Genomic DNA, 14,222 nt, shown 5'->3' with positions numbered 1-14,222 from the left:
TCAGTCGCGGGATGTGAGAGATCGGGCGGCGAGTGTGTGTTCGGGGAGGTACGGCACCAGGCCGGGTTCGGGCTGCACCTCGAACGAGCGCAACGCGGTCGCCAGCATCGCGTAACACCCGACCGTGAACACGATGTCCATCAGTTGCTGCTCCCCGAACTCGCCGGAGAGCACACCCCACGTCTCGCCGGACACCGCGCCCTCACCGATCAGTTCGTCGGTGGCCGCCAACAGTGCGCGGTCGATGTCGGACCAGCCCGGCGCTGCGGGACCTTCGGCGATGCGGGTGATCTCGTCGGCCGTGATGCCGGCACGATCCGCGAGGATGACGTGCTGGGCCCATTCGTAGTCGGAGTGGCGGAGTGTGGCGACTCGGAGAACCATCAGTTCCCGCTGCCGGATCGACAGCGTGGACTGCGCCAGCAAATGCCGGTTGAAGCTCAGAAACGCCATTGCCAGCGACGGGTGGCGGGCCAGCGTGCCGAGCAGATTGGTTCCCGGTTGCCGGTCTTCTTCGGGCGCGCTGCTCGCGACGGCCGAACGGAACCCGGTGACGTACGCTGCGATCTCCTCCGTCCAATCCTCTTGGGGGGCAGGAGAAATCCGGACCATCGTGCTCGGTGTCCTTTCTTCGGGAAGATGAGTGCTCGGCAGAGCCCGATCAGGTATTGCGTCCGCCGTTGACGCCGATGACCTGGCCGGTGATGTAGCCGGCCTCCTCGCGGACGAGGAACGCGCAGGTCGCGGCAATGTCCTCGGGCTGCCCGATCCGCCCGACCGGCGTCTTCGCGGTTTGCTGATCGAGGTCGACGAATCCCTTCTCGACCGTTCGGCGCAACATGGGTGTGTCGATGAAGCCGGGCGGAATCGTGTTGACGGTGACACCGTGCTTGCCGAATTCCAGGGCCAGCACCTTGGTCAGTCCGACGACACCCGACTTGGCGGACACGTAGCCCGCAAGACCGGGGGAGCCGCTGTGGAAACTCGAGGACGAGATGTTGACGATGCGGCCCCAGCCTTCCTCTAGCATGTCGGGAAGCACGGCCTGGCAGCAGTCGAATGTGCCGGTGAGGTTGACCGCCAGGGACTTCTGCCACAACTCCGCGGTGATGTCGAGGAAAGGAGAGTCGAGGGAGAGCCCGGCGTTGTTCACGAGAATGGTGGGCCGGCCCAGATTGGAGCGCACCTCCGCGACACCGGCGTCGATGTTCGCTCGGTCGGTGACATCGACCTGCACACCGAGTGCTTTTCCTCCGGCCTCGACGATCGTGTCGGCCGTGGCGGCTGCAGCGTCGCCGTCGAGATCGAAAATTGCCACCATGTTCCCGTCGGACGCGAGACGCAGGCCGATGGCCCGGCCGATACCGGAACCTCCGCCGGTCACTATCGCGATGCGGTCGCTCATTTGATCGGCTCCCTTCCGGCGATGGTCGAGCGGTGCATCACGCGCGGCTGCGACCGGTCGAAGGCGCACGCCCGGTGCAGCAGGCCGTGGTTGTCCCAGACCACCAGGTCACCGACCGACCAGGTGTGTCGATACACCCGATCCGGAGTCGTTGCCCGTCGTTCGAGATCCTCGAGCAACGCCCGCCCCTCATCGAAGTCCATCCCCACGATGTGCGATGCGAATGCACCGATCACGAGCGAGCGCCGTCCCGAATCGTGTTCCCAGACCAAGGGGTGCTCCCTCGGAGTCCGCGACGACCACTCGTCCAGCTGTTCCTGTGTCGGATTCGGATACGACCGGCGCTGGATGGCTTCGAAGGTGTAGACGGCGTGAAGACCGGCCAATCGCTCCTTCTCGTCGTCGGAGAGCGCGTCGTACGCGGCGTACGTGCTGGCGAACTCGGTCTCGCCGCCTTCGCCGGGAAGGACTCGCGCGCTCAGCATCGACGCTTTCGAGGCGACCTCGTCGGTCAGGCCGTCGATATGCCAGAAGACGTTGGCAGCGAGGTACTCCGCGTTCCCGTTGGCGGGATCGAAGCTAATTTCCATGACTTCCTCCGCGGCCGGAGGTAGATGGGGGAATGCGCGCAGGGGGCCGAGCTTGCGGCCGAACTCCACTTGCGCGTCGTCGTCGGCGTGCAGTTCGCGGAACAACAGGACGCCGTACTGCTCGAGCGCGTCCAGGCATGCTCCGGGCAGGTCCTCGTCGTGGAGCAGTCGATCGACGTCGACGTCGAGGATCTCGGCCCCGACATTCTCGCTCAGCTTTTCTATGGTGAGTGTGCGCATCCGTCATTCCTCGCTTGTGATCATGGGTTCGCGGGCAGGTTCGGATCCTGCTGTCAGCTCGGGATGTTCGGTTCCCGGACGTTGGTCAGCGGGCGGGTGTACGAAGGGTCGCTCGTGCTGCGGGACGGTGCGCCGTTGTCATGGATACCGGGCACGTCGGCGAACGGGATCTCCATCGACGGAACCATTCCCGACCACTCGATCGCGTTGGTGCGCAGAGCGATACGCCACTGGCCGTCGCGGCGTTCCAGCCGGTCGATGTACCGTCCGCCGGCAATCCAGTTGCTGTCGTCGAGGTTCCGGGCGGCGAACAGGTAGTAGGTCTCGGTGTGTGCGGTGTCGCCGTCGATATCGCACGTGTGATTCAGCAGATTGTGGTGGGTGGCCTTCTGGCCCTGCTCATGCATGGCGGTCGACCAGTCGTAGAGCTCCACCGGTCCGCCGACGAAGCTGCCCGCCGCGATGGTCGCGTCGGTGTGGAAGGCGGAGAGAAAGAGGTCGCGGTCGAAGCGATCCATGGCCCGGCTGAATCGGGTCAGCGTATCGAGGATTTCCTGGCGATCGAGAACGGCCTCGAGCTTGGCAATCCTGTCTGCGGAAAGTGATGTCACCGGCGTGGTCATGGTGCGCTCCGTTGCATTCGAGAGGAGTGGGATTCAACCGCTTCGATCGGCGACCAGATGGGTTCGCCGCGCGTCGCTCGTAGTGACGGAATTTCTCTGCCGTCGAGGTCTTTGATTCCGTAGTGCTGTGCCAGTTCGGCGGTGATGAAGGTGCCGCCCGAACGGCTCATGACTGCCGGGTCGTTCGCGAGGGCCGTGATGACCAGCCCGGGAAACTCCGGTGAGCAGCCGTTTTCCGGGCGTGTGGCCGAACCGGTTGTCAGGCCGGGTATGCCGGCGAGGTTCCGTTCCGCGCGTTCGGTGAAGGTCAAGCCCTGCCAGAGCGAGACCGACGCCACGTTGTATGGCTGCAGCTCGACTGCCATGTCGCGCGCCATGCGGTCCACCGCGGACTTGGCCGTCCCGAAGACGACGCCGTAGGTGTAGGCCACGCCGGTATAGCCGGACACCGCCACGATGAGCCCGGACCTTCGCGGAACCATCAGTTTCGCGGCGTGCCGGGCGGCCACGAAGTTCGACCGCACCCCTACATCCACCATCTCCCAGTTCGACAACGGTTTCTCCCAGAAGGGATCAGGGTCCGTCAGGTCGTCGGGAAGCGAGAACGCATTGTTGACGAGGATGTCGAGGCGGCCCTGTTCGTTGCCGACACGCTCGAAGAGGGAAGCAACCTGATCGTCGTCCGCGTGGTCCACCTGGACGGCGACGCCCCGGCCGCCACGGCGATCACACTCGGACGCGGTCTCCCCGATGGTGCCGGGGAGTGGATGCGTGCCGGGCGTATTCGTGCGGCCACTGACATAGACGGTGGCGCCCTGTTCCGCCAGTGCCAGCGCGATCCCCTTGCCGATACCGCGGCTGGCGCCGGTGACCACAGCGACCTTGCCCGACAACGCACCCATTCGAACTCCTTACCGCTGTAGCGGGTTACTTGCGTGTGGCGAGGTCGCCGGCGGCGAAGAACGCTTCGCTGTGATCTCCGGCGGCCTTGCCTGTGAACCGGTCGTCGCTGAACGGCGTGCCCATGACGCCCTGCGACCAGTCGACCGAGACGCCGTCGTCGCGGAACCAGTCGTAGAGCATCGTGCGTTCCGCGATCCGCCACTGCCCGTCGCGCTGCTCGAATCGATCGAGGTAGCGGCCGCCGAGGACGGTGTCGCGTTCTTCGGTGCCCATGTCGACGCGGTGGTAGGCGACGACATGCGTTTCGGCGAGCAACGCATCACCTGCCGGCTCGATGTGGGTCTGACCGAGCAGATGCTGTGTCACCAGAACGGCGGGCGAGCCCGGGACGACCCATGCGAAGTACTCGTCGAACGACCCCGCGAAGATGCCGAAATCCACGGTCGCGTCCGGCCAGAAGGCGGCGCGGACGGACTCACCGTCCCGGCGGTCCTCGCCGCGCGCGAGCCCGACGACGCACGCACGGACTCGATGGTGTGCGAGAAGCATGCCGAGGTCGGGGTCTTCGCTCACTCCGCGCCGTCCTCGGCCGCGTAGCCGATCACGGCCTTGATCTCCAGGTAGTCGTGAAAGCCGAATTCGCCCCACTCGCGCCCGTTCCCGCTCTTCTTGTAACCGCCGAACGGGGCGCCGAAGTCGAATGCGCCGTTGATGGTGATGTTGCCTGCGCGGATTCGACGCGCGACGCTGCGGGCCTGCTCGAGGTCCGCACCGGCCACGAATGCGGCGAGACCGTACTCGGTGTCGTTGGCGATGTCGACGGCGTGATCGATGCTGTCGTAGCCGAGGATCGTGAGGACCGGCCCGAAGATCTCTTCGCGTGCGATCGTCATGTCGTTCTTGACGTCCGCGAACACGGTGGGCTGCACGTAGTACCCGACGGCCAGTCCGTCCGGGCGCCCGACACCGCCGCCGACGAGAGTCGCGCCCTCGTCGATGCCCTTCTGGATCAGCGACTGGATCTTGTCGAACTGCGCCTTGGACACCACCGGCCCGATCGAGAAATCGCCCTCGGGGTCGCCCACGGTGATCTGCGACAGCGTCTGCGCCGCGATGTCGATGGCCTCTGCCATGCGTTCGCCGGGAACGAGCATGCGCGACCCGGCGCTGCAGGTCTGGCCCGAGTTGACCATCATGGTGGCGACGCCCGCTCCGACATTCGCGGCGAAGTCGGCGTCGTCGAGAATGACGTTCGGGCCCTTGCCGCCGAGTTCCTGCGTCACGCGCTTGACGCCGACCGCCGCGGCGGCGGCGATGTCGGCTCCGGCGCGCGTCGAACCGGTGAAGGACACCATGTCGATATCGGGATGGCCGGAGATGGCCCGGCCGACGCCGGCGCCGTCACCCTGGACCAGGTTGAACACGCCCGCGGGGACACCCGCTTCGTGCAGGATCTCCGCGAAGACCTGTGCGCTGAAGGGCGACTGCTCCGACGGCTTGAGCACCATGGTGCAGCCGGTGGCCAAGGCGGGGAACACCTTCACCGCGATCTGGTTGAGCGGCCAGTTCCACGGCGTGATCAGGCCGCAGACGCCGATGGGCTCTTTCGCGATGAGGGTGCCGCCACGCTGTTCCTCGAACGTGAAGTGCTCGAGTACGTCGATCGCGGTGGTCAGGTGCCCGAGTCCCAGGTTCACCTGGAAGCCACCCGCCAGCGCCTTCGGAGCGCCCATCTCCTCGGTCAGTGCGGACGCGAGATCGCCCATCCGCTGCTGGTAGAGGTCGAGGATGTTGCGGAGCACGCCCAGTCGCTGCTCGCGGCTCGTCCCGGACCAACCGGGAAAGGCGCGCCGGGCGGCTCCGACCGCTTTGTCGACGTCCGCGGCGGAGCCGAGCGCCACGATCCCCGCTACCTCCTCGGTGGCCGGGTTGACGACCTCGAAGGTCTCCGACTGCGCAGGATCGGTCCACTGCCCGTCGATATAGAACTTCCGGTACTCACGCATGTTTGCCCGATTCTCTCGTGTTGTTCGACCCGGATGTCACTGCCGGACTCCGGAAAGGCGCTGTCACTGCTGACCTTCGGCGTACCAGGTACGGAACTCGTCGTAGCTGGGCATTTCCTCCGAGTTGGCCTTGGGGTCGACGGCGACGTGGATGACGCCCGGCTTGCCGCTGGCGTAGGCGCGTTTGATCGCGGGCGCGATGTCTTCGTCGCGCTCGACGTACTCGCCGTAGCATCCGAACCCTTCGGCGACCTTGTCGAAGCGGGTGTCCTTGCTCCAATGGACGCCGGTTTCGAGCGATCCCTGACCGTAGGTGCGCTTGTAGACACCGACTTCCAGGCCCCATGCGTAGTCGACCGCGACGACGCAGACCAGCGGGAGACCGAGGCGCGCAGCCGTTTCCAGTTCGGCGATGTGGAACTGGAACGACGAGTCGCCGGTGATGAGCATCATCGGCCGCTTGCCTCCGGCGGCGACCCCCGCACCCACGGCGTAGGGGAGACCCGTGCCGAGATGGCCGAAGTTCTGGTTCCACATCACGTCGTGCGGCTTCGCCTGTGAGTACGTCCAGCCGAAGATGGTGGTGGCGCCGCCGTCACGGACCATGATGCCGTCTTCCGGGAACGCCTTGGTGGCCTCGACGATCAGGCGGGCCGGGTGCACGGGGGACATGCCGGACGGTGCCGTCTCCGCGAGCTCCGCCAGCTGATCGGCGTCCTGCTTGATCCATCCCTCGAGTTCAGGCGACGGGGTCCTCGGGGTGTCCTTCAGCGCGTCGACGAGCTGGGGCACGATCGCTCGCAGGTCGCCGACCAGCGGAACATCGATCGGACGGTTCACTCCGATGGCCGAGGGGTCCTGTTCGACGAGGATCCAATGACGGTTCGCTTCATTCGCGACCCAGTGCCGTCCGCGACCGAAGTGCACCGGCTCACCGAGTTCGGTGCCGATGGCCAGGCACAGGTCGGACTTGACGACCGCGTCGATCGCGGCGGCAGAGAAGCCGTACGGGAAGGTCCGGTCCTCGAGTCCTTCGATGTAGGAGGTGCCGCCGGAGGTCTGGATCACCGGGCAGGCCATCAGGTCTGCGAGTGCCTTCACCGACGCGCCCGCGCGTGAGGTGTGGACACCGTGACCGACGAGGAGAACGGGTTGCTGTGCAGCACCGATCAATTCGGCAGCCTTGGCGACGAGGTCCGCGCCGGCGGTCTGCCCGACGAGGCGGTAGGCCTCGGGCGGGAGGACCGGAGGAACGTCGAGTTCTTCCTGGATGACGTGCTGCGGGTACTCGATGTACACGGGACCGGGGGTGCCGGAGAGGGCTTTGCGCAGACCCTCGCGGATGATCTCGTCCGTCTGCTCGGCGTATTCGATGCTCGCGCTGTACTTCACGGAGTTCTCGACCAGTGCCATCTGCTGCACGAACTGGATGCGTCCGCGCCGGACACGCTGCTCGGTGATCCGCGCCCGCTGCCCGCCGAGGAAGATGACGGGGGAGTTCTCGACCTTGGCGCACATGATGGCGCCGGCGAGGTTCGCGAGTCCCGGCCCGAGCGTGCCGATGCACAACGCGGCCTTGCCCGTCATACGGGAGACGGCTTCGGCCATGAAGCCGGCGGACTCTTCGTGGTGGGGCGCAACGACGTTCCAGCCGCGCTCCTCCGCGAGATGGAACAGATGAACGAAGTTCGGATCGGGAATGCCGAACAGGGTGTTGATGCCCTCGGCTTCGAAGAGATCCAAAATGCGCTCGTAAACCTTAACCGACATGCGTACTGCCCTCCATGGCTATCGCAAAGCTTTTGGTGATGTGGTCGACGTGACCGGAGACGGCCGGCAGAATCCACGGATCGTCCGTGTTCCGGATGGCGTCGATGTTGTCCGCGACCTCGTCGATCGACCAGGACGGCCGGTACACGCCGGGGGTTTCGGCGACGAACACCTTCGCCACCCGTCCGGCGATCGCGGCGAACATTTCGCCGGTGACCGAGCAGGACTCGTGGGCGAGCCACCCGACGACCGGTGCGGCGAGTTCCGGTCCCATCGGGGGGTACGACGAGGTGTCGAGCCCGTCGGCGAGCCTCGTCAGGGCCGCCGGGATGATGACGTTGGACTTCACGCCGTGCTCCGCGCCTTCGATCGCGGCCACGTTGGACAGCCCGATCATCCCGGCTTTCGACGCCGCGTAGTTGGCGACGTTCGCGTTGCCGTAGATGCCGCCGATCGACGAGGTCAGCACGATCCGTCCGTATCCGGCTTCGCACATGAGGGGGAATGCCGGACGGACGACGTGGAACGCCCCGCGCAGGTGAACGTCGAGGACCGCGTCGAAGTCCTCGTACGACATCTCCGACAGCGACGCGTAGCGATTGTTACCCGCGTTGTGGACGAGGATGTCGATACGCCCGTAGTTGTCCAGGGCTGCCTGGACGATCGCCCGGCCGCCTTCGGCAGTCGCGACGGATTCGGTACAGGCGACGGCCTCGCCACCGGCCGCCCGGATCTCCCGGACCACTTCCTCGGCGGGACCGGAGTCCACATTGTCTCCGCTGATGGCGGCGCCCGGGTCGTCGACGACGACCTTGGCACCCAGGGATGCGAGCAGGAGCGCATAGTCGCGCCCCAACCCGCGGCCGGCGCCGGTGATCACGGCGACGCGGCCGTCGAACCGCAGGTCAGACATCGGACACTCCTCGCGCCGTCGCGATGTGGGGGTGGGGTGCACGTGTCATTTCTCGAGCACCAGGCCCTCCAGTTTCCCTGTGCTACGCCAGTTTTCGAGGAGCTCCGTGAGTTCGTAGAAGCCGCCCCAGAAGGGATCGCCGAGGAACGAACGGCCGCTCGGCTCACCTTCGCTGTTGTAGTAGCCGGGAGTGCATTCCGTCGTGAAGGTGCTGTTGTCCACCGAGTACGTCCGGACGGTCTGGATCCAGTCCTCCTCCGCCTCGGCCGTGGGCTCGACGACGGTGGCGCCGCGGGTCTGCGCTTCCTTGATGATGTAGGCGATGTGGTCGGCCTGCTGCTCGAACATGAGGGTGGTCGACGCGGTGACACCGCCCTGGACGAATCCGGTCGCGAAGTGGTTCGGGAACCCGTGCGCCATGATGCCGTGCAGGGTGCGGAAACCCTTACCCCAGTGGTCGTAGAGGGAAGTGCCTTCGCGGCCTGCGAACGGCGCGATGTCGAATTGGCGCTCGAGCGCAGTGGTGATCTCGAAACCGCTGGCGAACACGATGCAGTCGAACTCGTGCTCGACACCGTCGACGATGATGCCCTTCTCGGTGATCCGTTCGACACCCTTCGTCCCGGAGACGTCGACGAGGGTGACGTTCGGGCGGTTGAAGGTCGGAAGGTACTCGTCGTTGAAGACCGGGCGCTTGCACATGTTGCGGTAGTACGGCTTCAGCTTTTCCGCCGTCTCGGGATCCTCGACGATCTCGTCGACCCGGCGACGGAGGCGCTCCATCGACCGGTAGTCCTCGATTTCCTTCAGTTCCATGAACTTCGCCGGATCCGCCAGCGCGGCCCAGCCGTTGGTCTCGTTGAGCTTGGCCGCCATGTTGCGGGCCACCTCGGTCCAGCCGTCGCAGATGAGGTCGGGCTCGCCCGGGTTGTAGAACGCGAACGCGGCGTTGTGGAAGTTGCGCTGCCGAGCCGCGCGCCAGCCCGGCTCGAGGCTTTCCACCCACTCCGGATCGGTCGGGTAGTTGGCGCGCTCGAAGATGTACGACGGTGTCCGCTGGAAGACGGTCAGGTGCTTCGCACCCTGCGCCAGATGCGGGATCGCCTGGACGCCACTCGAACCCGTGCCGATGATGGCGATCTTCTTGTCGGCGATCTTGTCGAGCCCGCCGTGCAGGTCGCCACCGGTGTAGTCGTAATCCCAGCGGGCTGTGTGGAAGGTGTGGCCCTTGAAGTCGGTGATCCCGGGGATGCCCGGAAGCTTCGGGCGGTTGTAGGGGCCTTGTGCCATCACGACGAAGCGAGCGCGGATCTCGTCGCCCCGGTTCGTGCGGATCTGCCAGCGATCGATCTCGTCGTCCCACTCCAGGGAGCGGATCAGCGTATGGAAGATCGCGTTGTCGTACAGGCCGAAGTGCTTACCGATGCGCTGGGCGTGTTCGAAGCATTCGTCGCCCTTCGAGTACTTCTCCTTCGGCATGTAGCCGGTTTCCTCGAGCAGGGGGAGATAGCAATAGGCATCCGAGTCGATCTGGATGCCGGGGTAGCGATTCCAGTACCAGACACCACCGAAGTCGCCGCCCAGTTCGACGATGCGGAAGTCGGTGACGCCGGCCTGCTGAAGACGATGTGCCGCGATGAGACCGCAGAACCCACCACCGAGGATGACCACCTCGATGTCGTCGGTGATCGGTTGCCGTGGCACGACCGGCATGTGGGGATCGCCCTCGTAGAACTCCGCGAACTCGTTGTCGGCTTCGAGGTATTGTTTCTGGCCCTCGGGGCGAAGTCGCTTGTCGCGCTCGGCGAGGTACTTCTCTCTGAGGGCGGGGATGTCGACGTCGGGTGTCTGGGTGGGGGCGCAGTTCTGCATGCGGAGATCCTCGGGCTAGGGGGGAGTCGGGTCAGGCGAGGTCGCGCGGAGCGCCCGTACCCATGTAGGTGGCGAGATTGTGATGGAGATTGACGACGCTGCGTTCGCGGTACGGATTCGGCTTGGGGCCGGAGAATCCGCGGGTCTTCATGCCCTTTTGAACGGCGGCCATGTTGTGGAAGTCCTGCGGAAGCACCGTGCGCCAGCCCGGGTCGTCCGCCGGGGTGTACTCCCATTCCGTCTTCGGCTCCTCACCGGCGGGGAAGAGTTCGTACACAGCGGCTTCGAAGATGCACTTGTCGGGGTCTTCGCCGTAGGGACGGGCGCTGTAGCAGAGCATGTTGTTGAGGGCATGCCCGATCTGGAAGTTCGGGAAGATCTGCCACGCGGTACCGCTCTGGGCGACCACTTCGGGCGGAACGGTCGGCCACACCACGCCGCGTGCCTCGTCGTCGCGGCGGGCCGAATCGAGCCAGTGGCGCAGCACCTGATCGGGAGGCGTGCCCTCGGGCAGCTCGTCGATCAGCCGCTGTGCGGCGTCGACCAGAGTCCGGGTGGTGTTGGTGTTCGCGTTCTCCCACGTGAAGTTCTGCAACTGGATGGTGGCCTTGCGCGCGTCCGGACCGTTTCCGACCCGGAGCTTCGCCTGGTTCTCCTCCATGCCCTTCGGCGCGTCGTAACCGATGTTGCTGTGCTTGCCCTGTGCTCGCGACCACCCGAGGAAGTTGCCGAAGTTCATGAACTCCGGGTGGGTGTACGGCACGTGGTAGGTCTCCATGAAGGCCTCGAGCGCGACCTTCCAGTTGCAGTCGAAGACCAGCCACTTGCGCCAGCGGTACCGCATGTTCTCGAGCTGGAAGTGGTCGAGCAGGGAAGCCGCCGGCTCGAGGTAATCCCGCAGGGGCTCGGATTCCGGGTCCATGTTGATCCAGATCCAGCCACCCCAGGTGTCGACCTTGACGTCCACGAGGCGGGAACGCTCCGCCGTCAGGCTTTCCTGCCAGTCGTCCCGCTCCGGCGCAAAAGTGTTGTTGCCGTCGAGGTCGTAGCGCCATCCGTGGAAACCGCACACGAACTGCTTCGCGCACCCGTGTGCTTCGCGGGCACCGGCCGGGGTGTCGACGAGCCGGCGGCCCCGGTGCGAACAGACGTTGTGATACGCGCGGATCGTCTCGGGGGAAGTACGCACGACGATGATCGAGTCGTCGAGAATCTCGTAGGTGAGGAAGTCCCCGACCTTGGTGAGTTCCTCGACGCGGCCGACCTGTTGCCACACCTTCGCCCAGAGCTTGTCGCCCTCGGCGCGTGCGTATTCGCGGGAGGTGTATGCCTCCACACCGATCGTGAGCGGGGTCGAAAGCGGTTCGGTGGACGCGGTAGCGGTGTCTTCGATGTTGTCGACAGTGTCGGTCATGGGATCTCCTCTGAAACCGTGCTGTGTCAGCGGGTGATGGCGGCGCGGAAGGTGTCGTCCTTGAGGAACAGCGAGGTGTGGTCGGCGCCCATGTGGGTCCACTTGAGGTTCAGTCCGCCGTCCACGAGGATCGTCTGCCCCGTGATGTAGCTCGACAGTTCGGACAACAGGAAGAGAATTGCCCCCGCCTGCTCCTCGGGTCTGCCACGGCGGCCCATGGCGATGGCACGACGGTCGCGCTCGACGTCGTCGTCGACGTAGGTGCCGGAGGCCGGGGTCGCGGTGACCCCGGGTGCGATGGCGTTCACGCGGATGTTGTCGGTGGCGAGCTCGACGGCCATCGTGCGGGTTGCCGCGACGAGTGCGGCCTTTGCAGTTCCGTATCCGACGTGGAACGGCGCGGTGTTCATGCCGCTGATCGACGAGATGGAGACGATCGAGCCGGGCAGCGACTGCGACTTCAGTTCGGCGGCCACCGCCTGGCTCATGAAGAACATCGTCTCGAGGTTCTGGGTGAACAGGGCTCGCCAATCCTCCCGCGTGACGCGGGTCGCCGGCATCCACGTGGCCGGCGCGGCGCCACCGGCGACGTTGACCAGTCCGTACAGGTCGCCGTCCGTCCGGCGTGCAGCCTCCAGGGTGACGGCGATCCCCTCGTCCGTGGAGGCGTCCGCCGCGACCGGAACCACTGAAAGCCCTTCCGCCATCATTGGTTCGATGTGTTTGCCGAGGTTCTCCTCGGATCGGCTCACCGCGACGACCGTCGCGCCGGCCTGGGCGACCATTCTGGTCACCGACGTGCCGATGCCACCGCCTGCTGCCCCGGACACGATGACTGTGCGTCCGCTGAGATCGAGGAAGTTGTTGTCCATCGGGTGCTCAGCTCTGTTCACGGATCGCGAGGATGCTGCCCTCGGCGTCGGCGGAGATGTACAGCGTTCCGTCGGGGCCGGCGGCGATTCCGGCGAACGGTCCCTGAGGGCCGGCGAACGGAACGATGCCCTTGAGGGGTTTGGGCGTCACGCCCTCGGGCGCGCCGACCGGCAGGTGCCGGGCGATGATCTGCTGAGCCTTGGTCTCCAGGTCCACACTGATCAACTGCTTCGACCCGGCGTCGACGATGTAGAGCTTTCCGTCGCGCACGAGGATTCCCTGCGGTCGTTCGAGCCCGTCGACGAGCGTGTCGACGCCACCGCTCGTGACGGAGACGACGCGTCCCGCCCCGGCTTCGGAGACGAGAAGGCTTCCGTCCGCGGTGAATGCCACGCCCGTCGGGTCCTGAAGTCCGGACGCGACCACTTCGGACTGTCCGGATCGAACGGTGTGCACCTTGCCGGTGCCGAGGTCCGCTACCGCCACGGTGCCGTTTCCGGAGACCGCCACGCCGTAGGCCTGGGAGAGTCCGCCGAACAGCGTCTCGCTCTCGGCGGTGGAGGGACGGTAACGGGAGACGTGAGTGTCGCCGGCGACGATGAATTCGCCGTCCCCGACGGCCGTTACGCCGCGGATGTAACCGGGCCACCCGGGGTGGAAGAGCATTCCGGCGGTGTGCAGTTCGCCGTCGGCGCCGAGTGCGAGCAGGAAGGTGCCGTCTGCGACGAACAGCGTGCCGTCCGATCCCACCGTCAGGTCCAGCGGCCAGGTCAGGCCGTCGGCCAGGGCGGTCTTCGTCTCGCCGCCCCCGAGCACCTCGGTGATCTGCCCGGTGAAGCTCGACACGAACAGGCGGTCGCCGACGAAGGTGAGATTGTCCAGGCCCGAGCCGATGTCGGCGATCACGGTGCTCTCACCGTTGCGGGGGTTGATGCGCAGCACCTGTCCCGATGCGACCTGGGGCGAGATGATGAAGCCCTCGGCGTCGAATTTCAGCGCGACGGGCACGCCGAGGTCGCCGGCTACACGCTCGGGTTCACCACCGTCGGGATCGATACGCCAGATGTCGTTGGTGCCGAGCATCGGGTAGTACAGCTTGCCGTCCGGACCGACTTCGAGAGCATTCGGAAGCTGGAGCCCTTCCGCCAGGACTTTCGGTGCTCCGCCGTTGAGGTCGATCTCCATCAGGCGGCCGTCGGGGCGGCACTCGTCGACGAACAGCCGGCCCTGGTGGAACGTGATGCCGTTCGCACCGGGGAGGTCGTCGCGCAGCAGGCGCGTGGACCCGTCGGTGCCGCGCACGCTGACGCGGCCGTCGTAGTACTCGGTGATGTAGAGCTCGCCGTCCGGGTGGAAGGCCAGGTCGTCGGGCGCGGTGATGGTGCTGCCCATGGCGCTGATCGTCTCGATGTCCCCGGTGGCGGGGTCGAAGGCGCTGATCTGGCTGCCGGCCACCTGGGCGACGTAGATACGTCCGTCTGCGCCGGCGCGGATTCCGTTGGCGCCGAACAGTCTGCTGGGAGGGGTGATCCTCTCGAGACTCCATCCTTCGGCGAGGCTGGCCGGTGAACCTGTGTAGCGCGACCCTTGCGTCAAGGTGGGTCCCCTCCTGT

Annotated in this window: 13 protein-coding genes; all 13 read right to left on the bottom strand. The window is 66.0% G+C overall.

What is annotated here, in order from left to right; genetic code table 11:
* A complete protein-coding gene (locus tag RDCOP1_RS03370; protein WP_072698608.1) occupies positions 1 to 612 on the bottom strand; it encodes a carboxymuconolactone decarboxylase family protein in 612 nt (203 codons plus the stop codon).
* A gap of 49 nt (positions 613 to 661) precedes the next feature.
* Positions 662 to 1,405, bottom strand: a complete 744-nt coding sequence (locus RDCOP1_RS03365; protein WP_072698607.1) for an SDR family NAD(P)-dependent oxidoreductase — start codon at positions 1,403 to 1,405, stop codon at positions 662 to 664.
* On the bottom strand, positions 1,402 to 2,235 hold the full coding sequence (locus tag RDCOP1_RS03360) for a TauD/TfdA dioxygenase family protein (RefSeq protein ID WP_072698606.1): 834 nt from the start codon (positions 2,233 to 2,235) through the stop codon (positions 1,402 to 1,404). The genes RDCOP1_RS03365 and RDCOP1_RS03360 overlap by 4 nt, the downstream gene beginning before the upstream one ends.
* 53 nt (positions 2,236 to 2,288) lie before the next feature.
* Positions 2,289 to 2,858 (bottom strand): nuclear transport factor 2 family protein, encoded by a 570-nt coding sequence (locus RDCOP1_RS03355; protein WP_072698605.1) that lies wholly within the window; start codon positions 2,856 to 2,858, stop codon positions 2,289 to 2,291.
* On the bottom strand, positions 2,855 to 3,760 hold the full coding sequence (locus RDCOP1_RS03350) for an SDR family NAD(P)-dependent oxidoreductase (protein ID WP_072698604.1): 906 nt from the start codon (positions 3,758 to 3,760) through the stop codon (positions 2,855 to 2,857). Before RDCOP1_RS03350 ends, RDCOP1_RS03355 begins: the two co-directional genes overlap by 4 nt.
* 25 nt (positions 3,761 to 3,785) lie before the next feature.
* Positions 3,786 to 4,334, bottom strand: a complete 549-nt coding sequence (locus RDCOP1_RS03345) for a nuclear transport factor 2 family protein (protein ID WP_231922961.1) — start codon at positions 4,332 to 4,334, stop codon at positions 3,786 to 3,788.
* Positions 4,331 to 5,767, bottom strand: a complete 1,437-nt coding sequence (locus RDCOP1_RS03340) for an aldehyde dehydrogenase family protein (RefSeq protein WP_072698603.1) — start codon at positions 5,765 to 5,767, stop codon at positions 4,331 to 4,333. The genes RDCOP1_RS03345 and RDCOP1_RS03340 overlap by 4 nt, the downstream gene beginning before the upstream one ends.
* 63 nt (positions 5,768 to 5,830) lie before the next feature.
* Entirely contained in the window at positions 5,831 to 7,537 is a 1,707-nt protein-coding gene (locus tag RDCOP1_RS03335) for a thiamine pyrophosphate-binding protein (RefSeq protein ID WP_072698602.1), read from the bottom strand.
* Positions 7,527 to 8,450, bottom strand: coding sequence for an SDR family NAD(P)-dependent oxidoreductase (locus RDCOP1_RS03330; RefSeq protein WP_072698601.1), 924 nt, complete (start codon positions 8,448 to 8,450; stop codon positions 7,527 to 7,529). The genes RDCOP1_RS03335 and RDCOP1_RS03330 overlap by 11 nt, the downstream gene beginning before the upstream one ends.
* 45 nt (positions 8,451 to 8,495) lie before the next feature.
* Entirely contained in the window at positions 8,496 to 10,322 is a 1,827-nt protein-coding gene (locus tag RDCOP1_RS03325) for a flavin-containing monooxygenase (RefSeq protein ID WP_072698600.1), read from the bottom strand.
* A 31-nt stretch (positions 10,323 to 10,353) separates the two neighbouring features.
* The gene (locus RDCOP1_RS03320; RefSeq protein ID WP_072698599.1) at positions 10,354 to 11,736 is read right to left on the bottom strand and encodes an aromatic ring-hydroxylating oxygenase subunit alpha; all 1,383 of its coding nucleotides are present in this window, start codon (positions 11,734 to 11,736) and stop codon (positions 10,354 to 10,356) included.
* Between the two features lie 26 nt (positions 11,737 to 11,762).
* Complete coding sequence (locus RDCOP1_RS03315; RefSeq protein WP_072698598.1) at positions 11,763 to 12,608, bottom strand: SDR family NAD(P)-dependent oxidoreductase; 846 nt, start codon at positions 12,606 to 12,608, stop codon at positions 11,763 to 11,765.
* 7 nt (positions 12,609 to 12,615) lie between these two features.
* On the bottom strand, positions 12,616 to 14,205 hold the full coding sequence (locus RDCOP1_RS03310) for an SMP-30/gluconolactonase/LRE family protein (RefSeq protein WP_231922960.1): 1,590 nt from the start codon (positions 14,203 to 14,205) through the stop codon (positions 12,616 to 12,618).
* Positions 14,206 to 14,222: the final 17 nt, after the last annotated feature.

The sequence above is a fragment of the Rhodococcus coprophilus NBRC 100603 genome, from assembly GCF_001895045.1.
GTDB lineage: Bacteria > Actinomycetota > Actinomycetes > Mycobacteriales > Mycobacteriaceae > Rhodococcus > Rhodococcus coprophilus.
Note: the sequence above shows the minus strand (reverse complement) of the source record. Positions and strands in the feature narration are given on the sequence as shown.